General features: G+C 71.1%; 30 protein-coding genes. 27 read left to right on the top strand and 3 right to left on the bottom strand.

Annotated features, from left to right (window positions below):
• The first annotated feature begins 134 nt into the window (after window positions 1-134).
• The 14 genes from ACZ7CD_RS01940 (at window position 135) to ACZ7CD_RS01875 (ending at window position 11,215) form a co-directional block, all read left to right on the top strand.
• Complete coding sequence (locus ACZ7CD_RS01940) at window positions 135-875, top strand: redox-sensing transcriptional repressor Rex (RefSeq protein WP_360399914.1); 741 nt, start codon at window positions 135-137, stop codon at window positions 873-875.
• Window positions 876-912: 37 nt separating this feature from the next.
• A complete protein-coding gene (locus ACZ7CD_RS01935) occupies window positions 913-2,229 on the top strand; it encodes a glutamyl-tRNA reductase (RefSeq protein WP_470378161.1) in 1,317 nt (438 codons plus the stop codon).
• Window positions 2,226-3,161 (top strand): hydroxymethylbilane synthase, encoded by a 936-nt coding sequence (hemC, locus tag ACZ7CD_RS01930; protein ID WP_360399825.1) that lies wholly within the window; start codon window positions 2,226-2,228, stop codon window positions 3,159-3,161. Before ACZ7CD_RS01935 ends, hemC begins: the two co-directional genes overlap by 4 nt.
• Before the next feature lie 18 nt (window positions 3,162-3,179).
• The gene (locus ACZ7CD_RS01925; RefSeq protein ID WP_360399822.1) at window positions 3,180-4,712 is read left to right on the top strand and encodes a bifunctional uroporphyrinogen-III C-methyltransferase/uroporphyrinogen-III synthase; all 1,533 of its coding nucleotides are present in this window, start codon (window positions 3,180-3,182) and stop codon (window positions 4,710-4,712) included.
• Between the two features lie 79 nt (window positions 4,713-4,791).
• Entirely contained in the window at window positions 4,792-5,766 is a 975-nt protein-coding gene (gene hemB / locus ACZ7CD_RS01920; RefSeq protein WP_458430115.1) for a porphobilinogen synthase, read from the top strand.
• The gene (locus ACZ7CD_RS01915; protein WP_360399816.1) at window positions 5,751-6,266 is read left to right on the top strand and encodes a hypothetical protein; all 516 of its coding nucleotides are present in this window, start codon (window positions 5,751-5,753) and stop codon (window positions 6,264-6,266) included. Before hemB ends, ACZ7CD_RS01915 begins: the two co-directional genes overlap by 16 nt.
• A 9-nt stretch (window positions 6,267-6,275) precedes the next feature.
• Window positions 6,276-6,719, top strand: a complete 444-nt coding sequence (locus ACZ7CD_RS01910; RefSeq protein WP_458430116.1) for a hypothetical protein — start codon at window positions 6,276-6,278, stop codon at window positions 6,717-6,719.
• Entirely contained in the window at window positions 6,716-7,132 is a 417-nt protein-coding gene (locus ACZ7CD_RS01905) for a hypothetical protein (RefSeq protein WP_470378160.1), read from the top strand. The genes ACZ7CD_RS01910 and ACZ7CD_RS01905 overlap by 4 nt, the downstream gene beginning before the upstream one ends.
• Window positions 7,129-7,749, top strand: coding sequence for a hypothetical protein (locus ACZ7CD_RS01900; RefSeq protein ID WP_360399807.1), 621 nt, complete (start codon window positions 7,129-7,131; stop codon window positions 7,747-7,749). The genes ACZ7CD_RS01905 and ACZ7CD_RS01900 overlap by 4 nt, the downstream gene beginning before the upstream one ends.
• Entirely contained in the window at window positions 7,749-8,171 is a 423-nt protein-coding gene (locus ACZ7CD_RS01895; RefSeq protein ID WP_470373063.1) for a hypothetical protein, read from the top strand. The genes ACZ7CD_RS01900 and ACZ7CD_RS01895 overlap by 1 nt, the downstream gene beginning before the upstream one ends.
• Window positions 8,168-8,728 carry a hypothetical protein gene (locus ACZ7CD_RS01890; protein ID WP_470378159.1) on the top strand — a complete coding sequence of 187 codons (561 nt, stop codon included), beginning with the start codon at window positions 8,168-8,170 and terminating at the stop codon, window positions 8,726-8,728. The genes ACZ7CD_RS01895 and ACZ7CD_RS01890 overlap by 4 nt, the downstream gene beginning before the upstream one ends.
• 11 nt (window positions 8,729-8,739) lie before the next feature.
• Complete coding sequence (hemL, locus tag ACZ7CD_RS01885) at window positions 8,740-10,035, top strand: glutamate-1-semialdehyde 2,1-aminomutase (RefSeq protein ID WP_360399798.1); 1,296 nt, start codon at window positions 8,740-8,742, stop codon at window positions 10,033-10,035.
• Window positions 10,032-10,661 (top strand): histidine phosphatase family protein, encoded by a 630-nt coding sequence (locus ACZ7CD_RS01880; protein ID WP_360399796.1) that lies wholly within the window; start codon window positions 10,032-10,034, stop codon window positions 10,659-10,661. Before hemL ends, ACZ7CD_RS01880 begins: the two co-directional genes overlap by 4 nt.
• The gene (locus ACZ7CD_RS01875; protein WP_360399793.1) at window positions 10,658-11,215 is read left to right on the top strand and encodes a TlpA family protein disulfide reductase; all 558 of its coding nucleotides are present in this window, start codon (window positions 10,658-10,660) and stop codon (window positions 11,213-11,215) included. The genes ACZ7CD_RS01880 and ACZ7CD_RS01875 overlap by 4 nt, the downstream gene beginning before the upstream one ends.
• A 173-nt stretch (window positions 11,216-11,388) precedes the next feature.
• Here ACZ7CD_RS01875 and ACZ7CD_RS01870 read toward each other — a convergent pair whose 3' ends face one another.
• On the bottom strand, window positions 11,389-12,381 hold the full coding sequence (locus ACZ7CD_RS01870; protein WP_470369926.1) for a M64 family metallopeptidase: 993 nt from the start codon (window positions 12,379-12,381) through the stop codon (window positions 11,389-11,391).
• Window positions 12,382-12,508: 127 nt separating this feature from the next.
• Here ACZ7CD_RS01870 and ACZ7CD_RS01865 point away from each other — a divergent pair, with 127 nt between their 5' ends.
• The 4 genes from ACZ7CD_RS01865 (at window position 12,509) to ACZ7CD_RS01850 (ending at window position 17,228) form a co-directional block, all read left to right on the top strand.
• Entirely contained in the window at window positions 12,509-13,285 is a 777-nt protein-coding gene (locus tag ACZ7CD_RS01865) for a cytochrome c biogenesis CcdA family protein (RefSeq protein ID WP_458430123.1), read from the top strand.
• A gap of 41 nt (window positions 13,286-13,326) precedes the next feature.
• On the top strand, window positions 13,327-14,802 hold the full coding sequence (gene resB / locus ACZ7CD_RS01860) for a cytochrome c biogenesis protein ResB (protein ID WP_360399911.1): 1,476 nt from the start codon (window positions 13,327-13,329) through the stop codon (window positions 14,800-14,802).
• On the top strand, window positions 14,802-15,725 hold the full coding sequence (gene ccsB / locus ACZ7CD_RS01855; protein ID WP_360399785.1) for a c-type cytochrome biogenesis protein CcsB: 924 nt from the start codon (window positions 14,802-14,804) through the stop codon (window positions 15,723-15,725). Before resB ends, ccsB begins: the two co-directional genes overlap by 1 nt.
• Window positions 15,726-15,827: 102 nt before the next feature.
• Window positions 15,828-17,228, top strand: a complete 1,401-nt coding sequence (locus ACZ7CD_RS01850; protein ID WP_470373065.1) for a MinD/ParA family ATP-binding protein — start codon at window positions 15,828-15,830, stop codon at window positions 17,226-17,228.
• A gap of 54 nt (window positions 17,229-17,282) precedes the next feature.
• Here ACZ7CD_RS01850 and ACZ7CD_RS01845 read toward each other — a convergent pair whose 3' ends face one another.
• On the bottom strand, window positions 17,283-17,450 hold the full coding sequence (locus ACZ7CD_RS01845) for a hypothetical protein (protein ID WP_086667950.1): 168 nt from the start codon (window positions 17,448-17,450) through the stop codon (window positions 17,283-17,285).
• A 57-nt stretch (window positions 17,451-17,507) separates the two neighbouring features.
• Entirely contained in the window at window positions 17,508-17,717 is a 210-nt protein-coding gene (locus tag ACZ7CD_RS01840) for a BldC family transcriptional regulator (protein WP_053737033.1), read from the bottom strand.
• Window positions 17,718-17,958: 241 nt separating this feature from the next.
• On the opposite strand from ACZ7CD_RS01840, the gene ACZ7CD_RS01835 reads away from it, so the two are divergent.
• From ACZ7CD_RS01835 to ACZ7CD_RS01795, 9 genes are read left to right on the top strand one after another with little or no spacing between them, the layout of a single operon-like run.
• Complete coding sequence (locus ACZ7CD_RS01835; RefSeq protein ID WP_360399777.1) at window positions 17,959-18,420, top strand: Lrp/AsnC family transcriptional regulator; 462 nt, start codon at window positions 17,959-17,961, stop codon at window positions 18,418-18,420.
• Window positions 18,421-18,424: 4 nt separating this feature from the next.
• Window positions 18,425-18,694 carry a DUF4229 domain-containing protein gene (locus ACZ7CD_RS01830; RefSeq protein ID WP_360399774.1) on the top strand — a complete coding sequence of 90 codons (270 nt, stop codon included), beginning with the start codon at window positions 18,425-18,427 and terminating at the stop codon, window positions 18,692-18,694.
• Between the two features lie 27 nt (window positions 18,695-18,721).
• Window positions 18,722-19,810: an L-cysteine desulfhydrase Cds1 gene (gene cds1, locus ACZ7CD_RS01825; RefSeq protein ID WP_360399771.1), complete on the top strand. Its 1,089-nt coding sequence runs from the start codon at window positions 18,722-18,724 to the stop codon at window positions 19,808-19,810.
• A gap of 55 nt (window positions 19,811-19,865) precedes the next feature.
• Window positions 19,866-20,171 (top strand): hypothetical protein, encoded by a 306-nt coding sequence (locus ACZ7CD_RS01820; protein WP_360399768.1) that lies wholly within the window; start codon window positions 19,866-19,868, stop codon window positions 20,169-20,171.
• Window positions 20,168-22,981, top strand: coding sequence for a hypothetical protein (locus tag ACZ7CD_RS01815; protein WP_470378158.1), 2,814 nt, complete (start codon window positions 20,168-20,170; stop codon window positions 22,979-22,981). Before ACZ7CD_RS01820 ends, ACZ7CD_RS01815 begins: the two co-directional genes overlap by 4 nt.
• On the top strand, window positions 22,978-23,361 hold the full coding sequence (locus tag ACZ7CD_RS01810) for a hypothetical protein (protein WP_360399762.1): 384 nt from the start codon (window positions 22,978-22,980) through the stop codon (window positions 23,359-23,361). The genes ACZ7CD_RS01815 and ACZ7CD_RS01810 overlap by 4 nt, the downstream gene beginning before the upstream one ends.
• Window positions 23,358-24,338 (top strand): hypothetical protein, encoded by a 981-nt coding sequence (locus tag ACZ7CD_RS01805; protein ID WP_458430126.1) that lies wholly within the window; start codon window positions 23,358-23,360, stop codon window positions 24,336-24,338. Before ACZ7CD_RS01810 ends, ACZ7CD_RS01805 begins: the two co-directional genes overlap by 4 nt.
• 10 nt (window positions 24,339-24,348) lie before the next feature.
• Complete coding sequence (locus ACZ7CD_RS01800) at window positions 24,349-24,798, top strand: hypothetical protein (RefSeq protein WP_360399756.1); 450 nt, start codon at window positions 24,349-24,351, stop codon at window positions 24,796-24,798.
• Window positions 24,798-25,199: a hypothetical protein gene (locus ACZ7CD_RS01795; RefSeq protein WP_360399753.1), complete on the top strand. Its 402-nt coding sequence runs from the start codon at window positions 24,798-24,800 to the stop codon at window positions 25,197-25,199. Before ACZ7CD_RS01800 ends, ACZ7CD_RS01795 begins: the two co-directional genes overlap by 1 nt.
• The last annotated feature ends 3 nt before the right edge of the window (window positions 25,200-25,202 follow it).

The raw sequence follows: 25,202 nt of genomic DNA, 5'->3' as shown, positions 1-25,202 counted from the left end.
CCGACTTTGTGCATGCGTTCACAAGCGGTACGGTGTGAGCATCACCAACGCCGCGGGCTCCCTGCGGTGGAGCACACCCGGAGGTCGGACGCGTGGCAGCACAGCGGGGCGAAGGTGAGACGACCGCCACCCCTCTGGAGCCCGCCGACAGGGAGCGCGCGCGTGCGATCCCGGAGGCGGCGGTGGCCAGGCTCGCCGTCTACCTCCGCGTCCTGTCCGGCATGTCGGACCAGGGTGTGACCGCGGTCTCCAGCGAGGAGCTGAGCCAGGCGGCCGGCGTCAACGCCGCGAAGCTCCGCAAGGACCTGAGCTACATCGGCTCGTACGGCACGAGGGGCGTCGGGTACGACGTCGAGGTCCTCGTGAGCCACATCGAGCGCATCCTCGGCCTCACCCGCAACCACTCCGTGGCCGTCGTCGGCATCGGTAACCTTGGTCACGCTCTCGCCAACTACGGCGGGTTCCCCGGCCGCGGGTTCCCGGTCACCGCCCTGTTCGACGTGGACGCCGATCTCGTCGGAGTGCCTGTTGGGGGCATTCCGGTCAACCACATCGACGAGATCACCGCTGTTTGCATCGAGCGCGAGGTGTCGATCGGCGTGATCGCGACGCCGCCGCCCGCCGCTCAGTCGGTTTGCGACCGTTTGGTATCTGCGGGCGTGCAGTGCATCCTGAACTTCGCACCGGTTGTCCTCCAGGTTCCAGACAACGTCGAGGTGCGCAAGGTTGACTTGGCGGTCGAGATGCAGATCCTGTCGTTCCACGTCGCTCGGCGTGCGGACGAGGCTGTGCACGCAGCAGGCGGCGTCTCGGCGGGGATCGGCCCGGCAGGCAACAACGGACATGGTGTGGACGGGATGGTGATTCGCCCGTGAGCGTGAGCCAGACGGCTCCGGCAGACGTGGTGAGTGCATGAGCGTGCTCGTAGTCGGTCTCTCGCACCGCACCGCACCCGTCCCGGTCCTCGAACGCGTCACCGTGGCCGAGCCCCAGCTGCCGAAGGTCCTCGGCCAGCTGCTCGCCGCCCCGAGCATCTCCGAGGCGATGGTCCTCTCCACCTGCAACCGGGTCGAGGTCTACGCCGTCGTCGAGTCGTTCCACGGCGGCATGTCCGAGGTCGTCGACGTGCTGGCCCAGCACGCCCAGGTCGACCCGCAGTCGCTGTACGAACACTTTTACGTGCATTACGCCGCCGCTGCCGTCGAGCACCTGTTCTCCGTCGCGGCCGGCCTCGACTCGATGGTCGTCGGCGAGTCCCAGATCCTCGGTCAGCTGCGCGGTGCGTACGCGGCGGCGGACGAGGCGGGCACCGTCGGCAGGACCGTCCACGAGCTCACCCAGAACGCGCTGCGCGTCGGCAAGCGCGTGCACGCCGAGACCGGCATCGACCACGCGGGCGCGTCGGTCGTGTCCGAGGCCCTCGGTGACGCGGAGTCCGAGCTGGGCACCCTCGTCGGCAGGCGCGCGCTGCTCGTCGGCGCCGGCGCCATGGGCGGCCTGGCCGCCGCTCACCTGCGCAGGGCGGGCATCGGCGAGGTCGTCATCGCCAACCGGACGCAGGCCAACGGTGTGCGCCTCGCCACGTCCCTGCGGGCCGACGGCGTCCCCGCGACGGCCGTCGACCTCGCCGCGCTGGCCGTCGAGATCGACCTCGCGGACATCGTCTTCGCGTGCACCGGGTCGATCGACACGGTGGTCCGCGCGGACATGATCAGCGCCCGCTCGCGCCCGCTCGTCGTGTGCGACCTCGGCCTGCCCAAGGACGTCGACCCGGCCGCGGCCGAACTGCCGAACGTTCGTGTGGTGGACCTGGAAACGCTGCAGCGGCGCCTCTCGGACGCCCCGGCCGGACAGGACGCCAGGCTGGCCGCCCGGCTCGTCGCCGACGAGGTGAAGGCCTACCTCGCCACCCAGCGCTCCGCCGAGGTCACCCCGACCGTCACGGCGCTGCGCAAGCGGGCGGCCGAGGTGGTCGACGCCGAGCTGCTCCGCCTCGATTCGCGGCTTCCCGAACTGGACGCCGCGACACGCGGTGAATTGGCCAAGACGGTGCGCCGCGTTGTAGACAAGCTCCTGCACACGCCGACCGTCCGGGTGAAGGAGCTCGCAACCTCCCCCGGTGGTACCGGCTACGCGGAGGCTCTCCGCGAACTGTTCGGGCTCGACCCCCAGACGCCAGGGGCCGTCAGTCAGACCAAGCAAGCTTCTGTGGATGGTGAAACGCGGTGACCCGCACCCTACGGATCGGTACCCGTGGCAGCGCTCTGGCGCTCGCCCAGACGGGGACCGTGGCCGAGGCGCTCAAGGCTGCCGGAGCACAGGTCGAGATCGTCGTCATCAAGACGCCGGGCGACCTCTCCGACGCGCCCATCGCCCAGATCGGCATCGGCGTGTTCACGTCGGCCCTTCGTGACGCGCTCGCGAACGGCGAGATCGACGTCGCCGTCCATTCTTACAAGGACCTCCCGACCGCGCCGGACCCCCGTCTGGTGCTCGCGGCCGTGCCGCAGCGCGAGGACCCGCGTGACGCCCTCGTGGCGCGCGACGGGCTCACGCTCGGCGAGCTGCCGCCGGGGTCCACTGTGGGCACCGGTTCCCCGCGCCGTGCGGCGCAGCTGGAGGCCCTCGGCCTCGGGCTGAACGTGGTCCCGTTGCGCGGCAACGTGGACACCCGCATCGGCAAGGTCCGCAACGGCGACCTCGACGCCGTGGTGCTGGCTCGCGCCGGCCTCGCGCGCCTCGGTCGCACGAGCGAGATCACCGAGAGCCTGGAGCCCATCCAGATGCTTCCCGCACCCGCACAGGGCGCGTTGGCAGTGGAGTGCCGGATCGACGACGTCGACTCCGAGCACCTGATCCAGTCCACTTTGGACGACTCGGCCAGCCGGGCCGCTGTGACCGCGGAGCGCGCCATGCTGGCTGCGCTCGAAGCGGGCTGCAGCGCGCCGGTCGGCGCGCTGGCCGATGTGGTGGAGGACCTCGACGACGAGGGCAAGGTCGTGTACCGACTTTCCCTGCGCGGGGTCGCAGCGACGCCGGAGAACGATCTCCTCCGCGCGTCCGCCACCGGTGACTTGACCGAAGCTGAGGGACTCGGCCGGGCGCTGGCCGCCGAGTTGCTCGACCTCGGGGCCGCGGTTCTCAGCGGTCCAGAGGCGTAATCGATGGGGAGTGCCCTGATGACCCGCGCACGCAAGACCCCCGGACGCATCGCCTTCGTGGGCTCCGGCCCCGGCGACACCGGGCTGCTCACGGTCCGGGCCCACGACTTGCTCACCAGGGCTGAACTCGTGGTCACCGACCCGGACGTCCCCTCGGACGTCCTCGCGACCGTGGCGGAGGGAGTCGAGGTCCGCCCCGCCGTCGGCGAGTCCGCCGACGTGGCCAAGGACCTGGTGAACGAGGCGAAGAACGGCGCCACGGTCGTCCGCCTCGTCGCGGGTGACCCGCTGACGCTCGACTCGGTCGTCAAGGAGGCGCAGGCCGTCGCGAAGTCGACGATCCCGTTCGACGTCGTACCCGGCGTGCCCGCGGGCACCGCCGTACCGGCGTACGCGGGCGTCGCGCTCGGCGGCGTGCACACCGAGGTCGACGTGCGCGCGGTGACGGACTGGGCAGGCCTCGCGTCCGCCCCCGGCACCCTCGTGCTGCACGCGACCGGCTCGCACCTGGCGGAAGCCGCGTCGAACCTGGTCGAGAACGGTCTCGCGCCGCAGACGCCGGTCGCCGTGACCGCCGAGGGCACCGGTTTCCAGCAGCGCACCGTCGACACGACGCTGGCCGCCGCGGCCGCGGACGCCGGTGACCTGGGCGGCCCGCTGGTCGTCACGGTCGGTGCCGCCGCCGCCGCGCGCTCGAAGCTCTCCTGGTGGGAGTCGCGGGCGCTGTACGGCTGGCGCGTGCTGGTCCCGCGGACCAAGGAACAGGCCGGCGCGATGTCCGAGCGGCTGCACTCGCACGGCGCGATCGCCGTCGAGGTGCCGACGATCTCGGTCGAGCCGCCGCGCAGCCCCGCGCAGATGGAGCGCTCGGTCAAGGGCCTGGTCGACGGCCGCTACCAGTGGGTCGTCTTCACCTCGACCAACGCCGTGCGCGCCGTGTGGGAGAAGTTCCGCGAGTTCGGCCTGGACGCCCGCGCGTTCTCCGGCGTGAAGATCGCCTGCGTCGGCGAGGCCACGGCCGCGAAGGTGCGCTCGTTCGGCATCATCCCCGAGCTCGTGCCGTCCGGTGAGCAGTCGTCCGAGGGCCTCCTCAACGACTTCCCGCCCTACGACGACATCCTGGACCCGGTCGACCGCGTGCTGCTGCCGCGGGCCGACATCGCCACCGAGACGCTGGCCGCCGGCCTGCGCGAACGTGGCTGGGAGATCGACGACGTGACGGCGTACCGCACCGTGCGTGCGGCCCCGCCGCCCGCCGACACCCGCGAGATGATCAAGTCCGGTGGTTTCGACGCGGTGTGCTTCACCTCGTCGTCCACGGTGCGGAACCTGGTCGGCATCGCGGGCAAGCCGCACGCCCGCACGCTCGTCGCGTGCATCGGCCCGCAGACCGCCGAGACGGCGCGGGAGTTCGGCCTCCGGGTCGACGTGCAGCCCGAGGAGGCGAACGTGCCCGCGCTGGTCGACGCGCTGGCCGCCCACGCCGCCCGGTTGCGCGCCGAGGGAGCGCTGCCTCCTCCCCGCAAGACGAAGCGTCTGCGCAGGAGCTAGAAGACACTGAAGCCGTCGGGGCCACTCCAAGATCCTTTGGGTGGCCCCTTCGACTCTCTTGAAGTCAGGGAGTCAAGCGATGTACCCACTGCACCGGCCCCGGCGTCTGCGCACGACGCCCGCCATGCGCCGCCTCGTGTCCGAGACCGAGGTGCGCCCCCGGCAGCTGATCCTGCCGATGTTCGTCAAGGAGGGCCTGCGCGAGCCGGCCGAGATCACGAGCATGCCCGGCGTTCTCCAGCACACCCGTGACTCGCTGCGCAAAGCCGCGGTCGAGGCCGTGCAGGCGGGCGTCGGCGGCATCATGCTGTTCGGCGTCCCGGCCGAGCGCGACGCCGTCGGCTCCGCCGGCACCGACCCGGACGGCATCCTCAACGCCGCGCTGGTCGACCTGCGCGCGGAGCTGGGCGACAGCACCGTGCTGATGTCGGACTGCTGCCTCGACGAGTTCACCGACCACGGCCACTGCGGCGTGCTCGCCGCCGACGGCACCGTGGACAACGACGCCACCCTGCAGGCCTACGGCGAGCTGGCCGTGGCCCAGGCCCGCGCCGGTGCCCACGTCGTCGGCCCCAGCGGCATGATGGACGGCCAGGTCGCGTTCATCCGCAACGCCCTGGACGCCGCGGGCTTCGCCGACACCGGCATCCTCGCCTACGCGGTCAAGTACGCCTCGGCGTTCTACGGCCCGTTCCGCGAGGCCGTCGAGTCGCAGCTCGCCGGTGACCGCAAGACCTACCAGCAGGACCCGGCCAACGCCCGTGAGGCGATGCGCGAGGTGCAGCTCGACCTCGCCGAGGGCGCGGACATGGTCATGGTGAAGCCGGCGCTGCTGTACCTGGACGTGCTGCGCGCGGTCGCCGAGGTGTCGGACGTCCCCGTCGCGGCGTACCAGATCTCCGGCGAGTACGCGATGATCGAGGCCGCCGCCGCGAACGGCTGGATCGAGCGCGAGCGGTCGATCCTCGAGTCGCTGACGTCGATCCGGCGCGCCGGTGCCGACATCGTGCTGACCTACTGGGCCGTGGAAGCCGCGCGGTGGTTGGACCGGTAACCGCTCCACCGCCCGTCCCGAAGCTCGTGAACGCGGCGCGCTGGTTGTGGATCTCCAGCGCGCTGCTCGGGATGGTGCGGTTCGTCGCCGAGCTGTTCGACCGCGAGACGCTCGTGGCGGAGGCCCGGCGGCAGAACCCCGGGATGGGCCAGGACCAGGTCGACGCCGGCGTCAACGGTGGCATCCTGTTCGGACTGCTGATCGTCACGGCCGTGCTGCTGGCCTACACCCGGCTCGCGAACACCATGGCACGCGGGAAGAACTGGGCCCGCGTCGTGCTGACCGCGATCGGCGCCGCGTCCGTCCTCTTCGGAGTGTTCCGGGTGTTCGCCTGGGCCAGTGGGATCGCCGCCGAGGTCGGTGTGGTGCTGCGGCCGGTCGACCTGGTGGTCACGGTCGTCACCGCCGGTCTGGACGCCACCGCGATCGTGCTGATGTGGCGGTCGTCCGCGCACTTCAGGACGCGCGTCGCGGTGGACACCGACTTCCTGCGGCCCTAAGTTCCGACCGTGACGTCTCCGAAGCGGTCGGGTGCTCCCGGCACGATCACCGCGGGGTTCTGGCTGGTCGTGGTCGGCATGGCGTTCGTCGTGCTCACCTCGCTCTTCCTGTGGGTCAACCGGCAGGTGCTCATCGACGCCCAGGTGAAGGCGAACACCGACCAAGGGCTCACCGCGCAGGAGATCGCCGACCTGGTGCCGACGGTGCTGCTGGTCGCGCTCGGCGTGAACGTGCTGCTGGCCGCGCTGGCGGTGTTCTTCGGCAACCGGGTCCGCCAGGGCTCGCGCAGGAGCCGCACGAGCCTGTTCATCACGCTGATGATCGCGCTGTTCTTCCAGCTGTTCGTCGACAACCTGCTCGGGCTGGTCGTCGTCGTGATCGCGCTGGGTGGTCTCGCGCTGCTGTTCTTCCGCCAGTCCACCGACTACCTCACCCGTGAGCAGGCGCTGTGAAGGAACCGCTGGAGGACACCGGAACGCCCAGGACGGTGCGGACCGCGGTCGGGCTGTGGCTCGCCATCGCCGTGTTCGTGCTGTTAGTGACCGCGGGGCTGTGGTTCCAGCGCGGGCAGGTGCAGGAGCTCACGAGGTGGACGTCCGGGCAGGTCACGAGCTTCCTGACGACCCTCACCGTGATCGCCGTGCTGTTCGCGGCCGCCTACGCCTGGCTGACCCGCGCGTTCCTGCGTCGCAGGAAGTGGGCTCGGATCGCGTTGTCGGTGATCGCGGTCGTGCACATGGTCTGGCTGCTGTTCCTCGGGGTGAGCGCGGCGAACCTGGTCACGTTGCTGCTCATCTCCGTCGCAATCGTCTTCACGTGGCAGTCGCGTACGGCACAGTGGTTCGCGGAGGTGCGTGACGAGTGAGCGATCCGCAGGGCTCCTGGCAGAACCCGGAGCAGTGGCAGAACCCCGGCCAGTACCAGGCGGCGCCCTACGAGGCCGGCCAGTACCCGCAGCCGACGAGCCAGTACCAGGTGCAGCCGGTGCACAACCCGGCCTGGTCGATGGCACCGCTGACCCCGGTGCTGCCCCAGGAGCTGGCGCCGCCGCGACCGGCGACGATCACCGCGGCGATGTGGACCTGGATCGCCGCCGCGGTCCTCGCCGTCGCCGTGCTGCCGGTGCTGATCCTCGGCAACGCCGACGCGCTGATCGGTGACTCGACGATCAGGGAGGACGACCGGCAGGCGGCTGAGCTGGGCGTGACGACGATCGCGGTGTTCGCGGGCTTCGGCATGCTCGTGGCGGCAGCGCCGTACGTGGCGTTCGCGGTCGTGCTGCGCAACGGGCAGAACTGGGCGCGAATCCTGCTGACCATCCTCGGCGCGCTCGGGTTGCTGAACATGATCGGCACGCTGCTGTTCGCCGTGCGCGCCGACTCGTGGCAGCCGGGGGTGCTGCTGACGCTGCTGGTGATGGGGCTGACCGTCGCGGCCGTGGTGCTGCAGTTCATGCCGGCGTCGAACAGGTACGTGCGTTAGTGCCCCTGTACCAGGAGTCCGGCGGCAGCCGGTGGCCGCTGGTGTGGGGGCCGGCGTTCGCCGTCGCGGGCTACCTGGTCGAGCTGATCACCGGGCCCGCGTCCGTCGCGCTGTGGACGATCGTGGGCCTCGGGCTGCTGCTGGCCGCGTTCCTGTGGGTCAACGGGCGGCGCAAGGTCGGCAGCGTGCGGCTCACGACCGAGGACGTGCAGTTCGGGCGGGAACGCCTGCCGGTTGCGATGGTCGAGGCGTTCCGCGACGTGGGCGCGCCGACCGGGGCGCGGGTGCTCGGCGGTGGCTGGTCGGTGCCCAAGGGGACGACCGCCGTGCCGTTGCGGCTGCTCGACGGCACCGTGGTGCTCGGGTGGGCGCGCGATCCGGAAGCCTTGGTCGCCGCGCTGCTCAAGGTCGTGAGAGGGTGAGCGACGTGACAGAGGCGAGGTCGGACACCGGGTCGTCGGACACCGAGACGCCGGGGACCGGGTCGGCCGGGACCGAGGCGACTGGAACCGGGGCGACCGGGACCGGGGCGACCGGGACCGGGGCGACCGCGGCCGGAGCGGCCGGTGCCGGGTCGCCCGTGCCCGCCGGTGGCGGGCCCGCCGAGCTGGCCGAGGAGTTCGAGCCCACCGCGGAGGAGCGCTCCCACGCGGCGGCCCTCGCGCAGGGCCCGTACCCCGCCACGCAGCCCGCCCCCGACCTCCACCAGCCCAAACGCGCCCTGATCGCCGCCGGGGAGCTGGTGGTGGCCGTCGTCCTCGTGCTGGTCGCCGTCTGGGCGTGGAACCGGGGCATCAGCACGCTCGCCTACCCGCTCGAAGGCCGCGACCCGCTGATCTCGACCCGCTACGAGGGCAACTGGCTGGGCACGGCCGTCGCCGCCGTCACGGTGTCCGCGATCCTGCTGCTCGACGCGGTCCGCCAGCTCGTGCTGGCCGCGCGCACCCGGCCGGGGAAAGCCGCCGACGCCGACGTGTGAGACTGGGGTACGTGACTGCGAGTCGATCCCAGGCCCTGTTCGAGCGCGCGTCGACGCTGACCCCCGGCGGGGTCAACTCTCCGGTGCGGGCGTTCCACTCCGTCGGCGGCACGCCGCGGTTCATGGTCCGCGGCGAGGGCCCGCACCTGTGGGACGCCGACGGCAACCGCTACGTCGACCTGGTGTCGTCGTGGGGCCCGATGATCCTCGGCCATGCCCACCCCGCCGTTGTCGAAGCGGTGCAGAAGGCCGCGGTCCACGGCCTGTCGTTCGGCACGCCGACCGAGGGGGAGATCGACCTCGCGGCCGAGATCGTCGACCGGGTCGAGCCGGTCCGCCAAGTCCGGCTGGTCAACTCCGGCACCGAGGCCACGATGAGCGCGATCCGCCTCGCTCGCGGCTTCACCGAGCGCCGCAAGGTCATCAAGTTCGCCGGCTGCTACCACGGCCACGTCGACGCGCTGCTGGCCCAGGCCGGCTCCGGCGTCGCCACGCTGGGCCTGCCGACCTCGCCCGGCGTCACGGGCGCGCAGGCCGCGGACACGCTGGTGCTGCCGTACAACGACATCGAGGCGGTGCGCGCGGCGTTCGCGGAGAACCCCGGCGAGATCGCCTGCGTGATCACCGAGGCCGCGGCGGGCAACATGGGTGCCGTAGCCCCGCTCGCCGACTTCAACCAGGGCCTGCGCGACCTCTGCGACGCCGACGGTGCGTTGCTGATCATGGACGAGGTCATGACCGGCTTCCGCGTCTCGCGCGCCGGCTGGTACGGCCTGGAGCGGGTCAAGGGCGACCTCTACACGTTCGGCAAGGTCATGTCCGGCGGGCTGCCCGCTGCGGCGTTCGGCGGTCGCGCGGACGTGATGGCCCGCCTGGCGCCCTCCGGCCCCGTCTACCAGGCGGGCACCCTGTCCGGGAACCCCGTGGCCGTGGCGGCCGGCCTGGCCACGCTGCGCGCCGCCGACGAGGACGTCTACCAGGCGCTGGACCGCAACGCGACCCGCCTGGGCGCGCTGTTCACCGCCGCGCTGACCGAGGCGGGCGTCGAGCACCGCGTGCAGTTCGCCGGGAACCTGGTGAGCGTGTTCTTCGGTTCTGAAGAGGTGAAGGACTACGCGGGCGCCCAGGCGTGCGAGACGTGGCGCTTCCCGCCGTTCTTCCACGCCCTGCTCGACCGCGGTGTCTACGCGCCGCCGTCGGCGTTCGAGGCGTGGTTCGTCAACGCCGCACTGGGTGAAGAGGAGTTCGCCGTGATCGCCGACGCGCTGCCCCACGCGGCCCGCGCCGCCAAGGAGGCCCGCAAGTGACCAGCACCGTCGTCCACCTGCTCCGCCACGGCGAGGTGCACAACCCGACCGGCATCCTCTACGGCCGCATCCCCGGCTTCAAGCTGTCCGAACGCGGCCAGAAGCAGGCGCTGACCGTGGCCGAGCACCTCGCCGACCACGACGTCGTGCACGTCGTCGCGTCCCCGCTCGACCGCGCCCAGCAGACCGCGGCACCGATCGCCGACTCCCACCGCCTGGAGCTCGCCACCGACGAGCGCCTGATCGAGGCGGACAACCAGTTCGAGGGCCTGAAGGTCTCCGTCGGCGACGGCGCCCTGCGCTCCCCGGAGCACTGGCCGAAGCTCGTGAACCCGTTCAAGCCCTCCTGGGGCGAGCCGTACATCGAGATCGCCCACCGCATGCTCGGCGCCATCCAGCGCGCCCGCGTCGCCGCCGAGGGCCACGAGGCCGTCTGCGTGTCCCACCAGCTGCCGATCTGGACCGTCCGCCGGTTCCTGGAGGGCAAGCGCATGTGGCACGACCCGCGCAGGCGCGAGTGCTCGCTCGCTTCCCTGACCTCCCTGCACTTCGAGGGCGAACAGCTGGTGCGCATCCGGTACTCCGAGCCGGCCGGCGCCACGAACCCGCGGGTGACCGGGGCATGAAACGCCTGCTCGTGCTGCTCCTGCTCGTCTCGGGCTGCACCGTCGGCAAGGACGCGTCCCAGGTCGGCGGCGGCGACTTCTACCTCGTCGCCCCCGGCGGCCAGGTGAACCTCCGCTACGAGGTCGCGGACCGCAAACCCCTCAAGGGCCTCGAAGGCGAGTCGCTGCTGGAGCCCGGCAAGACGGTCCGGCTCTCCGACTACGCGGGCAAGCCCGTCGTGGTCAACATCTGGGGAGCCTGGTGCGGGCCCTGCCGCACCGAGGCGCCGGAGATGCAGAAGCTGTACGAGGCGGGGACGCAGGTCATCGGAATCGACGTGAAGGAGACCTCGCCGGAACACCCGCGGGACTTCATGAAGGTCCGGAAGCTGACCTACCCGTCCATCTACGACCCGTCGGGACGCAGCTTCATCAACGTGTTCAAGGGGTTGTCGCCCAACTCGGTGCCGTCGACGTTCGTGCTCGACAAGGAGCACCGGGTCGCGGCGGTGTTCCTGCAGGCGGTGCTGGAGTCGGACCTCAAGCCCGTGGTGGAGGAACTCGCCAAGGAGTGACCCTGCCTCCGCATCCGCACGTCACGCGGGGGCCCCGCGTTCCCTCCAGGGGAACGTAGGGCCCCCGCGTGACTTTTCAGGGGTACGTAGGGTCCCCGCGTGCCCTCCAGGGGTACGTGGGGTCCCCGCGTGACTTTCAGGGAGCGGGGGATGGGCGGGGCTGCGGCACTCGGTCAGCTGACCGGTGCCGGTGCGGTCGGGGTGGTCAGCGACGGGATCTTGGCCTTGAACGCCTTCACCATCGCCTCCCGCCCGATCGAGTTGAACTCCTTGCCCAGCGTGCGCATGATCGAGTTCTGGGTCGGCCGGTACAGCCCGTTCTTGTAGTACCGGGCACCCTCGACCGGTGCGATCACGCCGCCGTCCGGGGAGGGCTGGCCGAGGTGGGCCGACCACTTCAGTGCGCCGGTCGGGTCCTTGGTGACGTTGACCTCGCGCGGTTCGGAACCCGTGTAGGTGGCGTAGGGGTAGTCGTACTCGTCGGCGAGGCCGCCGATGGAGTGGCCGAGCTCGTGGACGGCGATCTGGCCCGCCTGGTCGTTGGAGCCGGCGGCGGTGGCGACGGAACCGCCTGCGCCGCCGTACTTCGCGGTGTTGCCGAGGGCGATGACCTGGTCGGCGGCGGGGGCGAGGGCGGCGAACTGCTTGGCCTTCGTCTCGTTCACGCACAGGAGGCGCTCGGTGTTCGGGTCGCGGCCCTGGCACCAGAAGCCCATGTCCAGTGCGGTGTTCCTCTCGACGCCCTTGGCCGGGTCGTTGTCCACGCCGGACTCCGCGGAGACGACGTTGACCTGCCAGACGTTGAAGTAGTCCTTGTAGGACGCGAACGGTTCCACGGCGGACAGCTCCGTCCACTTGCTCAGGACGTTCGCGGTGTAGGTCGGCAGGTCCGCCTCGGTGTAGCCGTCGCCGACGAAGACGAGGTCGAAGCGGTCGGCCGAGTCGCCGGTCACCTGGACCGGGACGACCTCGGCCGCGGCCAGTGTGCGCAGGTCGGTGGCTCTTTCCTTGGGAGCCTTGGGGGTGAGGGCCTGGGTGATGGAGCCGTCCTCGTTGAAGACCTCGCGCCACTCCATCGCGGGGGCTGCGCCGCCGGCCGGGGACTGGGCGAAGAGGGCCAGGGCGGTGACGGTCAACGCCGGGAAGATCAGCCGGGAACGTCGCATGTGATGACGCTAAGCACACGTGTTGTCACCCACAAGGCGGCAATCGTCGGTACTTCCGGCCCAAGGGCGCGACCCGAAGGTGACACCGGTCGTCGCGTGATCTGGGCAACTACCTACCCTGAGGTGTGTGAACCCCACCGATCTGGCGATCTCCGGGCCGTTGCTGCTGGCCACCGGGGTTGCCTTGCTCGCTGGCTTCATCTCCTTCGCCTCCCCGTGCGTGGTGCCGCTGGTGCCCGGCTACCTGGCGTACCTGGCCGGACTGGTCGGGGCCGAGGCGCCGCGGGTCGAGGCGAACGAGCCGGCCAAGGCAGGGCGGTGGCGGGTCGCGGGTGCGTCGTTGCTGTTCGTGCTCGGGTTCACCGTGGTCTTCGCGCTGGCGTCGATGGCGGTGCTCGGGGTCTCGCACGCGCTGCTCTTCAACGCCGACCTGTTCCAGCGGATCGGTGGCGTCGTCACGATCCTCATGGGACTCGTGTTCATCGGGCTGGTGCCCGCGCTGCAGAAGGACGTGCGGTTCCACAGCAGGCCGAAGGCCGGGCTCGTCGGGGCGCCGCTGCTCGGTGCGGTGTTCGCGCTCGGGTGGACGCCGTGCCTCGGGCCGACGCTCGCCGGGGTGCTGGCGGTGGCGCAGAGCACCGAGGTCGGGTCGATGTCGGCGCGCGGTGCGGTGCTGGTGCTGGCCTACTGCCTGGGGCTCGGGTTGCCGTTCGTGGTGCTGGCGCTCGGGGCGCGGTGGGCGCTGGGCGTGACGAAGTGGCTGCGCGCGCACGCGCGGCAGGTGCAGGTCTTCGGCGGGGTGCTGCTGATCCTCGTCGGCATCGCGCTCGTCACCGGGCTCTGGGGTGAGTTCGTCGGGTGGCTGCGCTACTCGTTCGTCGACGTAGTGGAGTTGCCGCTCTAGTGACCGCCTTCCTGCGCAACACGTGGCGCGGCCTCACCTCCATGAGGACCGCGCTCACCCTGCTGTTCCTCCTCGCGCTCGCGGCCATGCCCGGCGCGTTGCTGCCGCAGCGGTCGCTGAACTCCGCGCGGGTCGACGACTACGTCCGCGAACGCGGCTGGTGGGGTGAGCTCCTGCAGGACCTCGGCTTCTTCGAGGTCTACGCGACGCCGTGGTTCGCGGCGATCTACCTGCTGCTGTTCACGAGCCTCGTCGGCTGCCTGCTGCCGCGCACGGTCGAGTACTTCAAGCAGATGCGCGCGAAGCCGGTGCTGACGCCGCGCAACCTCTCCCGCATGCCGCACCACGCGCAGGCCGAGCTCGACATCACGCCGGACGAGGCGGTCGCCAGGGCGAAGAAGGCCATGCGCGGCTGGCGGATGGAGACCGGCGAGGGCACGGTCAGCGCCGAGCGCGGGTTCCTGCGCGAGACCGGCAACCTGGTCTTCCACTTCGCGCTGCTCGGGCTGCTCGTCTCGTTCGCGCTGGGCAAGATGTACAACTACGAGGGCCAGGTCATCGTCCAGGCCGACGGCGGCCAGTTCTGCAACGGCGGCATCTTCAACTACGACCAGTTCCGGCCCGGTCTGCGCATCGACGGCACCGACCTCACGCCGTTCTGCGTCGAGATCGGCAAGTTCTCCGCCGAGTACCTCGACAACGGTCAGCCCGTCGGCTACCAGGCCGACATCCGCTACCAGTCCGGCGCCGACCTGGAGACGAACACCTGGCGGCCGTACACGCTGCAGGTCAACCACCCGCTGCGGACCAGCGGCGACCGGCTCTACCTGCTCGGCCACGGCTACACACCCACGTTCACGGTGACGTTCCCCAACGGGGAGAAGCGCACGCAGGGCATCCAGTGGCTGCCGACCGACCAGCTGACGCTCGCCTCCGAGGGCGCGACGAAGTTCGACCCGCCGGGCATCACCGACTCCGAGCAGCGGCGCAAGAACCAGATCGCGGTCACCGGCCTGCTGGCGCCGACGCCGTTGCTGCACGGCAACATCCTGAACTCGAAGTTCCCCGCGCTGAACGCCCCGATGGTCGCCGTCGACGTGTACCGCGGCGACCTCGGCGTGGACGACGGGCGCGGGCAGTCGATCTTCTCGATCGATCAGGAGCTGGTGGAGCAGGGCCGGTTGCAGAAGGTCGCGCGCAAGAACCTCGCGCTGGGCGAGGAGATCGCGCTCGACGACGGCACGAAGGTCCGGTTCGACTCGGTCAACGACTGGGTGTCGTTGCAGGTCTCGCACGACCCCACCCAGGGGTACGTGCTCGCGTTCGCCGTGCTGATCATCCTCGGGCTCGGCGTCTCGCTCACGGTCAAGCGCCGTCGCGTCTGGGTGCGTGCGACTCCTCGGGAGGACGGGCGTACGTTGGTCGAGGTCGGCGGCCTCGCCCGCACTGACCAGGCCGGATACGGCGAGGAGTTCACGCGGCTGGCCCGCGCGGTGTTGATAGGGGAGAAGTCCTGATGCCGGTCAACGAGACACTCGCGACCTACAGCGACTGGCTGTACCGCAGCGCCCTCGGGGTCTACCTCTTCGCGATGGCGTTCTACCTGGTCGAACAGGCCTTCACGCGGGCGCCGCGCAAGGCCGAGGCGCTGGTGGGCGCCGGTGCGCCGGTCCCGGGACCGGCCGAGGAACCGACCAGGCGCGAGGTCTCGCGGCCGGAGCGGTTCGGCCGCATGGGTGCCGCGCTGACCGTGCTCGGCGCAGTGCTGCACCTGGGTTCGCTGGTCATGCGCGGCCTGTCCGCGGGGCGGGCTCCCTGGGGCAACATGTACGAGTACATGTCGCTGCTGTGCCTGGCCGCGGTGGTGGCGTGGATCGTGCTGATGGCGAAGTTCCCCATCCGCCGCCTCGGCGCGTTCGTGCTGGTGCCGATCTGGGTGCTGCTGTTCCTCGGCGGCACGGTGCTCTACGCCGAGTCCGCGCCCGTGCAGCCGGCGCTGCGCTCGTACTGGCTCGTGATCCACGTCTCGGTGATCTCGATCTCGTCCGGCGTCCTGCTGATCCCCGGTGTGGCCTCGGTCCTCTACCTGCTGAAGGACGGCAGGGACGACCGGCTGCCGAGGCTGCCGTCGGCCGACGTGCTCGACCGCCTGGCCTACCGCACGACGGTGCTGGCGTTCCCCTTGTTCACCGCGGGCATCATCTGCGGCGCCATCTGGGCGGAGGCGGCCTGGGGCCGGTTCTGGGGCTGGGACCCCAAGGAGACCGTGGCGTTCGTGTCGTGGGTCGTCTACGCGGCCTACCTGCACGCCCGTGCGACGGCCGGCTGGCGTGGCCGCGGGGCCGCGTGGATCAACGTGGCCGGGTTCGCGCTGAACGTGTTCAACCTGTTCTTCATCAACTTGGTCACCAGCGGGTTGCATTCCTACGCGGGTCTCTAACGAGTTAGCCCCCACGTCGATGGAACCGTTGCCGGTTGCGTACCGTCGCAACCCGGGGGTCGGGGAGGTCTCGATCCTCCTTGCTCAGGGAGGGCCACAGCGGTGACACGGCAACCACCGGGTGAGGAACAGGGCTCGGGCCCGCAGTACGTCGACCCGCAGACGGCCTACCTCGACCCGCAGCAGTCCGGTCCGCAGCAGATCAGCGGCCAGTCCGGCGCGTACCCCGTCGCCGGCGGTCAGTCAGGCCCCTACCCGGCACCGCACGGTTCCGGCGCGTACCAGGTCCCCGGCGGGTCGGGCGCGTACCCGGTGCAGGGCGGCTCCGGTGCGTACCCGGTGCAGGGCGGCCAGTCGGGGCCCTACCAGGTGCCCGGCGGGCAGTCCGGCGCGTACCAGGTGCCCGGTGGGCAGTCCGGCGCGTACCCGGTGCCCGGTGGGCAGTCCGGGCCGTACCCGGTGGCCGGCCAGTCCGGGCCGCACCAGGTCGGCGGCGGCCAGTCCGGTCAGCACAGCACGGCCCAGTACGGCCAGTTCGCCGGCCAGCAGTACCCGAACAACTTCCCGCAGCAGCAGTACCGCTCGCAGGCCCAGGAAGTCTCGTCGCAGCAGCTGATCAAGAAGGAGAAGCGCCCGCCGTCGTCCGGCTGGCGCAAGTCGCTCCACTCGATGAGCGGCGGCCTGATCAACCTCGGCGAGAGCCCGGCGGACCTGCGCCGGCGTGAGCTGATCGCGCGGATCAACCAGCCGCTGCGCGGGTGCTACAAGATCGCGATGCTGTCGCTGAAGGGCGGCGTCGGCAAGACCACGACGACCACCACGCTGGGCTCGACGTTCTCGTCGCTGCGCGGTGACCGGGTCATCGCCGTGGACGCGAACCCGGACCGCGGCACGCTGGCGCTGAAGATCCCGCGGGAGACCACGGCGACCGTGCGGCACCTGCTGCGCGACGCTTCGCGGATCACGAAGTACAGCGACGTGCGCGCGTACACCTCGCAGTCGCCGTCCCGCCTGGAGGTGCTCGCCTCCGAGCAGGACCCGGCGGTGTCGGAGGCGTTCAGCGAGGACGACTACCGGCGCACGGTGGCGTTGCTGGAGCACTTCTACAACATCGTGCTCACCGACTGCGGCACCGGACTGATGCACTCGGCCATGAAGGGCGTGCTGGACGAGGCGGACTCGCTGGTCCTGGTGTCGTCCGGGTCGGTCGACGGCGCGCAGACGTCGGCGGCCACGCTGGACTGGTTGGAGGCGCACGGCTACGGCGCACTGGTCGCCAAGTCCGTGTGCGTCATCAACTCGGTGCGGCCGAAGTCCGGCAAGGTCGACCTGGACAAGCTCTCCGCGCACTTCGCGCAGCGCTGCCGGTCCGTGGTCCGCATGCCGTTCGACGCGCACCTGGAGGAAGGCGCCGAGATCGAGCTGGACAAGCTCGCGCCGGAGACGCGCCTGGCGCTGCTGGAGCTCGCCGCGGTGGTCGCGGACGACTTCCCCAACACCTAGGCGCTGGTCGTCAGAGCACGCGAGAGGGGCCCCGGGAACGGGGCCCCTTGTCGTTCACTCGTCGCGTTTGCGCTGCTCGTCGAGCTTGCGGAGGAACTCCGGGTCGTCGTCAGGTGCGATCACCTTGCGGCCCGGGGTGTACTCCGAATGCTGTGGGGCGAACGCCCGCCACACGAGCACAGCCACGGTGAGCGCACCGATCACCGCCAGCAGGTAGATCATCTGGTCGCCACCTCCCTTTGCCACGAGATTACCCGCGGCACGGGGATTGCCGCGGTCTCAATGGCGGACGGGTTCGGTCGCCTCGGTCGTGAGCTCCGTGAGCAGCGCCTTCACCTCGGTCTCACGGAACCTGCGGTGTCCTCCAGGGGTGCGGATCGAGCCGATGCGTCCAGCGGTCGCCCACCGGGTCACGGTCTTCGGGTCGACCCTGAACAGGTTGGCCACTTCTCCAGGCGTCAACAGGCGCTCGGTCGCTGCAGCAGTCACTACTGCCTCCTCAGATCAGACGTTCCGGTCCGATCGTGGCATCTCACCCGTCAGGTACTCGAACGCTTGTTTTTTGGTAAAGAGGTAGTAATGGGACGACCGACGCGTTTCGGACACTCCCCCCGTTGACGGCCGCACGCGGGGCCCTCCCGTGCTCTCCTGGTGAACGAAAGCTCCCCGCGTGCACTTCAACTGTGACCGGGACGACGTGCACGCGTGTGCGAGGCATAGGGTGTCGCGGGTGGATGCACTTGATCGCCAGATCATCGCCGCGCTGCGTGCCAACGGGCGGGCCACCTACGCCGACCTGGGCCGACAGGTCGGGCTCTCGGCCTCCGCGGTGCACGAGCGGGTCGGCAAGCTCGAGTCGGCCGGCGTCATCGTGGGCTACCACGCCGTGGTCGACCCCAGCTCGGTCGGCCTGGGCGTGACCGCGCTGATCGGCATCCACCCCACGGACACCGCGGACGACAACGAGGTCGCGGACGAGCTGGCCGAGCTGATCGAGGTCGAGTCCTGCTACCGGGTGGCGGGCGACGAGTCGTTCGTCGTCAAGGTCCGGGTGGCCACGGTGGACGACCTGGAGAAGTCGCTGGGCAGGTTGCGGCGCATCCCCGGCGTTGCCCGAACGCGCACGACGGTGGTGCTGTCCACCCGTTTCGAAGGACGGCCGAACACCTCCGACGAAGGCGACGTAACCTGAACGGGTGCTCGCTCGAGATGTGACCCTGTACGTTCTGGCCCGCTTCGGTCTCGTCGCGGTGGTGACGGGCGCTCTCCTGCTGTTCAAGGTCCCGCTGCTGGTCGCGCTGGTGGTCGGCATCGTGGTGGCGCTGCCCGCGTCGCTGTTCGTGTTCAAGGGCCTGCGCGAGCGGGTCGCCGCCGGTCTGAACGAGCGCGACGCCGTGCGCAGGGCCGAGCGGGACAAGCTGCGCGCCCAGCTCCGCGGTGACGAAGGTCCCGTCACCCAGGCGTGAGCCCGTGGCGCGGATATCGTGCCCGGTGTGAGCACTTCTGTGGACCGGTGTTGCAGCAGGACCAGGCACTGGGTGTGTGAGGCCGTCGGGATCATCGAGGCGGATGCGAACCGCAGCGCGGACACGCACCTGCTGCGCTACCCGCTGCCGCTCGACTGGGGCATCGACCTCTACCTCAAGGACGAGTCGACGCACCCGACCGGCTCGTTGAAGCACCGGCTGGCGCGGTCGCTGTTCCTCTACGCGATCTGCAACGGCTGGGTGACCGGCGGGACGCCCGTGATCGAGGCCTCCTCCGGTTCCACGGCCGTGTCCGAGGCGTACTTCGCACGGCTGCTGGGGCTGCCGTTCATCGCCGTGATGCCGCGGTCGACGTCCGCGGAGAAGGTCGCGCTGATCGAACGCCAGGGCGGCCGGTGCCACTTCGTCGACGACCCGTCGGCGCTCTACGACGAGTCCCGCCGCCTCGCCGCGGAGCTGGGCGGCCACTTCATGGACCAGTTCACGCACGCCGAGCGCGCGACCGACTGGCGCGGGAACAACAACATCGCCGAGTCGATCTTCGACCAGATGCGGCTGGAGCCGTCGCCGGAACCGGAGTGGGTCGTCGTCGGCGCCGGCACGGGCGGCACGTCCGCGACCATCGGCCGGTACATCCACTACCGCAAGCTGAACACGCGCCTGGCCGTGGTGGACCCGGAGCACTCGGTGTTCTTCGACGCCTGGCGCGACGGCAACCCGGACCTGGTCGGCACCCGCGGCTCGCGGATCGAGGGCATCGGGCGCCCGCGCGTGGAGCCGTCGTTCGTCGGCCAGGTGATCGACCGCATGATCAAGGTCCCGGACGCGGCGTCGGTGGCGACGATCCGGTACGTCGAGGACCTGCTCGGACGCCGGGTCGGCGGCTCCACCGGCACGAACCTGTGGGGTGCGTTCCAGGTCGTGGCCCAGATGCGGCAGTCGCGCACCCGCGGCAGCGTGGTGACCCTGCTCTGCGACGGCGGCGAGCGTTACGCGAACACCTACTACGACGACTCATGGGTAGCTGCCCAGGACATGGACCTCGCCCCGTGCCTGGACCGCCTCAACAACTTCCACCGCACGGGGAACTGGTGACGAGAGCGCTGCGTCACAGCGTGACCTGAGCACTTTGAGTCCGAGGGGGACCGCCGTGGCGCTGTTTTCAACAGACGCTGCCGAGCTGCGCGCGTACGCCGAGTACCTGCGCACCGAGGCAGCGGAGTTCGAGACGATCCGCAAGTACGTCCACGCCACGGCCTGCGACAAGAGCGGTTTCACCGGCCTGCTGACGCTGTTGCAGCCGGGCGTGGACCTCGTGCGCGCGCTGTTCGACGAGACCCTCGACTTCGGCAAGTCCAAACTGGAGGGCACCGCCACCGGCGTGGAGGCCACGGCCGCCGTCTACGAGCAGGTCGACCTGGCCCAGCGGAAGATCTTCGAGGGCCTCCTGCGATGACGACGACGTACTCCTCGCCGCGCCCGGTCTCGGGTTCGCTGCAGCAGCCCGAGGTCGACCGGGCCGCGCTGAACGACGTCCTCCAGGACCAGGGCTGGGGCGTCCAGGCCGTCAACTGGGTGTTCGAGGCCGTGACGGGCGAGAGCCTGGTCGCCACGATCATCACGCCGATCACCGGTGACTGGTCGAAGATCCGCGCCGACGGCGACGCCTGGCGCTCGGTCGGCAACGCCATGAACGACATGTCCTACAACCTCACCGACGCCGTCGGGAAGGTGCGGGACGCGTGGGACGGCGAGGCCGCGAGCACCCACGAGAAGTACATCGCGCTGGGCTGGAAGGCCGGCCTGCTCGCGGAGATGGGCGTCGCCCAGCTCATCGCGAAGGGCTTCGACACCCTCGCCTCCGGCGCCGAGGCCCTGGGCAGGCAGGCCGCCCGCCTGCTCGACTACCTGATCAACAAGCTGCTGCAGGCGGCAGCGACCGTCTGGGTCCCGGTGGCCGGCTGGATCAAGGCCGCCGAGATGGTCTGGAACGCCTACCAGATCTACCGCCGTGTCATGGACATCATCGACACGGTCAAGAAGCTCATCACGGACGTGAAGGCCCTCTTCGACGCCGTGGGCCGGGTCGCCTCCGCGCTCGGCAAGCTGAAGGACGCCGACTCCCTCGCCGAGGCCATGAACGCCACCCAGGAGGTGGCCGAGGGTGCCCGCGACGTGCGCAACAGCGTCCGCGACATCCACGAGGACATCCAGTCCGTCAAGGACTCCGCCACCGAGATCGGCGAACGCGGCCGAGACATCGGCTCGACCGTCCGCGAGGTCTACTCCCCGTCCGGCGGCGGCGCCGACGGCACGAAGGCGGCCTCCGTCTCCACCCCGGTCGCGGGCACCCCGGTCTCCGCACCGCCCACGGTCCAGTCGCCCGGCGACACCACCGCCCCCTCGTCCGGTGGCGGCGGCGGAGGCGGCGGCGCCGTGACGGCCCCGCCCCCGGTCCGCCCCGGCGGCGGTGGCAGCGCGAGCGCACCCCCGTCCGGCGGCCACTCCGGCGGCCCCGCGGTCACCCGCCCCGACACGACCCACGCGGCCGGCGCGGCCCCCGCACCCGCCCCGTCCTCGCACTCCGGCACCCCGGTCGGCGGCGCCATGCCGATGGGCGCCCCCATGACCCCCGGTGCAGGCGGCGGCGACACGCAGCGCTCCGGCCCCCGCCCCGGCTCCACGGCCGCCGCGGGCACCCCCACCGCCCCGCCGCAGCACCGCCCGGCCGGCGGCTCGGGTTCCGCACTGCCCTCACCGCAGCCGGCCGGCCACTCGACCCCCGGCTCCGGCGCCGGCACCGGCGGCACCTCGTCCGGCCCGCGCCCGACCCCCGGCGGCCTGCCGTCGCCGTCCGGTCAGGGGTCCGGCCTGCCGTCGCCCTCGGGTCACGGCTCCTCGGGCTCGCCGTCGAGCCACGGCTCGACTCCGGGCACGCCGACGGGCCACGGTTCCGGCCTGCCCTCGCCCGCTGGTCACGGCTCAACGCCGGGCTCGACTCCGGGCTCGCCTGCGGGTCACGCGCCGGGAGGTTCCGGCTCGGGCCTGCCCTCGCCGACCGGCCACGACACCCCGCGTCCGCACGACACGCCCCCGTCCGGCACCACGCCCCACGACGGCGGCACCAAGCCGCACGACAGCACCCGTCCCCACGACGGCACCGGTGCCCCGACCGACACCAAGCCGCACGACACCAAGCCCCACGACACGACGACCCCGCACGACGGCACCCGTCCCCACGACACGGACGGCACCCGCCCGCACGACACCGACGGCAAGCCGCACGACACCGGCACGAGCGGTGCCGACGACGCACGTCCCCACGACGACACCCCCACCGGCCACGACCGCGACCCCGGCACCGACCGCCCCGCCGACCACGACACCCCCGGCAACCACAACACCGGCGACAACCACAACACCGACAACCACAACAACGGCGACGACAACGGTGGCGGCGGCGATGGTCCGCCCCGGTCGCCGCAAGGCCACGACCTCACCCCGCAGTTCGACAACTCGGCCATGGCCGCGCAGGGCGAGGGCTACCGGCAGCAGCTGGAGCACATCCTCCCGAACGAGGCCGACCGCCAGCGGTACGAGCAGCTCAGCACGACCCTGTCGACGAACCTCACCCCGGACGAGGCCCGGCACGTCGCGGACGTCCGCAACCAGCTGACCGTCGGCAACGGCGACATCGTCACCAAGGCCCTCAACCAGGGTGCGATGGACACCTACCTGCCGGCGACGCCGCACCCGGACGGCGACCGCAGGCAGGACTGGCAGACCCAGGTCGGCGGGTCGATCGCGCGCGGTGTCGACGTGGTGGACATCAACACGCCGCAGGGGCTGCGGGACGGTCTCGCCCTCGACGACAAGGGCGCCGGCTGGACGCCGATCCCGGCGAACGCGGACTCGGCGATGCAGCTGCGCTACAAGCTCGACGCGACCACGGCGGGGGAGGCGTTCATCCCGTTCGGCGGGCCGAACAAGGAGACCTACGCGGACGCGGCCGAGCAGCGGCGCTACGACGACGCGGCGCAGCGGATGGCCGACGCGGGTGGTGTGGCCACGCCGAACCGGAACCTCGACCCGTTCACGGGCACCGGGTCCACCGGTGGCGGCGTGCCGGAGTGGATCGTGCCGCGCGGCACGGACCTGCCTGACCGCGCCGAGATCTGGCAGGTCGACCGGGCCGGCGGGGAGCGCCTGCACGCCGTCTACGACAGCCGGTACGGCTGGTACCAGCTGCCCGCGGGCACGCCATGACCCACGACTTCGACGTCGCCGAGTACCGCGGCGAGACCTTCCGCACGAGCACGAGCGAGGCGGCGGAGGGCCACGTCTGGCTCATCCGGATCGGCGAGCAGGCACCGGAGCGGCAGGTGCCCATCGCCGACCTGGACGCCTGGTACCGGGACCGCACGACGGCGACGTGGCGCGGGCAGCCGTTCCGGGTCGGCCAGGTGCGCAACGGCACGGCGACCGTCGACTACGTCGGGCACGACGGCACCTGGGCCGCGCAGAACGGGCTCCAGGGCGACCGGTACAACGGCTTCTACGGCACGATCAGTGCGGCAGAGCTGGAGGACGTGCGGGTCGACCGCACCGACCACCTGGCGCGGTGGAAGAAGGAGAACCTGGGATGACCACGCCACAGGCCGTGCACAAGGCAGCGGGCATCGGGCCGGAGACCATCCTGCAGAAGATCGTGCACCCGGCGACGGCGCAGCTCTACCTGGGCAACGTCACGGTCACCGGCCGGTTCGAGCCGCACCGCACCGCCGGGTTCGTCACCCGCGGCCAGGACTTCCCGCAGGGCACGAGCACGCAGTTCGCCGAGGCGTTCGGCGTCGACCGGGTCGAGGGCTGGCCGCAGGGCACGCAGTACCTGCTGCGGTTCTACGCGCACACGACGGAGCTCTTCGAGACCAGCTTCGGCGGTCCCGACCTCGAAGGCGCGCGGAAGATGGGCACGACGCGCGTCTACCCGCTGCCGTTCACGGGCACCGGGTACACGCCGAGCGCCACGCCGATCCCCGAGTACGTCATGGAGCTCAGCGAGTTCGCGGCCGGCACCGAGCTGTGGCGGTTCGAGCCGAACGGCGAGGGCCGCAGCGTCGGCAAGTACGTCGACCGCCAGGTCGGCTGGGTGCCGACGGGGGACGTGGGCTTCGGGCCGGGGAGGTACTGGCAGGGCCCGGTTCCGCTGCGCCCGACCGTCCGGCGTGGACTGATGGCGCGCTACCGCGGCCAGGACTTCGAGGTCGACTTCGCGCCGCGGCCGGGTGCGCTGATCCTGCACCCGTTCCCCGGCCAGACGGTGCCGGAGGACTTCACCGACCGCAACGGACACTGGTCGCTGGAGCTGCCGGACGCGGCCGTCGAAGAGCTCGTGCACGTCCGCAAGCTCTGCACGTACCGCGGCGCGCCGTTCGAGGTCCTGGGCATCCAGAGCGACCAGGTCACCCTGCACTACCTGGGTGAGAACTACCAGCAGGCGCAGGAGCTGGGCCTGACCGAGGTCGACTTCCGCCAGTGGCGCACGTTCGCCACGCGTGGTGAGGTCACCGACGTACGCGACGAAGTCAGGCCGTTGCCACGCGGTCTCTTCGGGTCGAACTGACGGGGAGAGCATGAGCACGCCCAACGACAGCTGGAAGACGCCGGAGCTGCGTGCGGCCGAGGCGCAGGTCGACGCGCGCTTCAAGGAGGCGCAGGACCTGGCGAACCGGCTGAAGGACACCCCGCTGCCGCCGGTGCCGCCCGTCGACTTCAAGGCCATCGCCCAGCAGGTCGAACGCGCCGCGCAGGAACGGGACGCGCCCGAGCAGCTGAAAGCGTTGAAGCGCAAGGTGGACGCGGGCGAGTTCACCTGGGAGGACGTCGTCTCCGGCAAGGTCGCGCAGGACCCGGACGTGCAGGCCATGCAGCAGGAGAACGTCAACAAGATGAAGCAGGCGTTCCAGATGCTCCAGGAGGGCATGACCGCCGAGGAGATCATGAACGCCCAGGGCCCGCGCCGCGGCGGTGGCGAGGACGGCGACGAGATGGACCCCGGCATCTTCACGGAGGACAAGTGGTGATGACGGCCTGGCGGACACCGGACATCCGGGCGGCGGAGGACTTCCTGACCCAGGCGGTCCGGCAGGCCGAGCAGGACATGCGCACCACCGCGCAGAACCTGCGCGGCAAGGAACCGTCCACTGAGGACGTGCGCAGGGTGATGCAGTTCGCGAAGTCGAGCGAGGCGTCACCGGCGATGCGGCAGCTGGCCGACCGCATCGCCCGCGGTGCCGGGCTCAGCTGGCGTCAGGTCCTCACCGGCGAGGCGTCGCACGACCCGCTGGTGCGCCAGGCGCTCGAAGCCGACCGCGCCAGGCTCGACGAGCTGATCCAGGGCGAGACGGCCAGGCCGCCGCAGCCCCGCAGGCCGCAGCGTCAGGACGACGACGAGCCCACCCAGTTCACCGAGGACGCCTGGTAGCGG

The sequence above is a fragment of the Lentzea sp. NPDC036949 genome (assembly GCF_055608075.1).
This window is presented reverse-complemented; position numbering and strand designations above follow the sequence as displayed.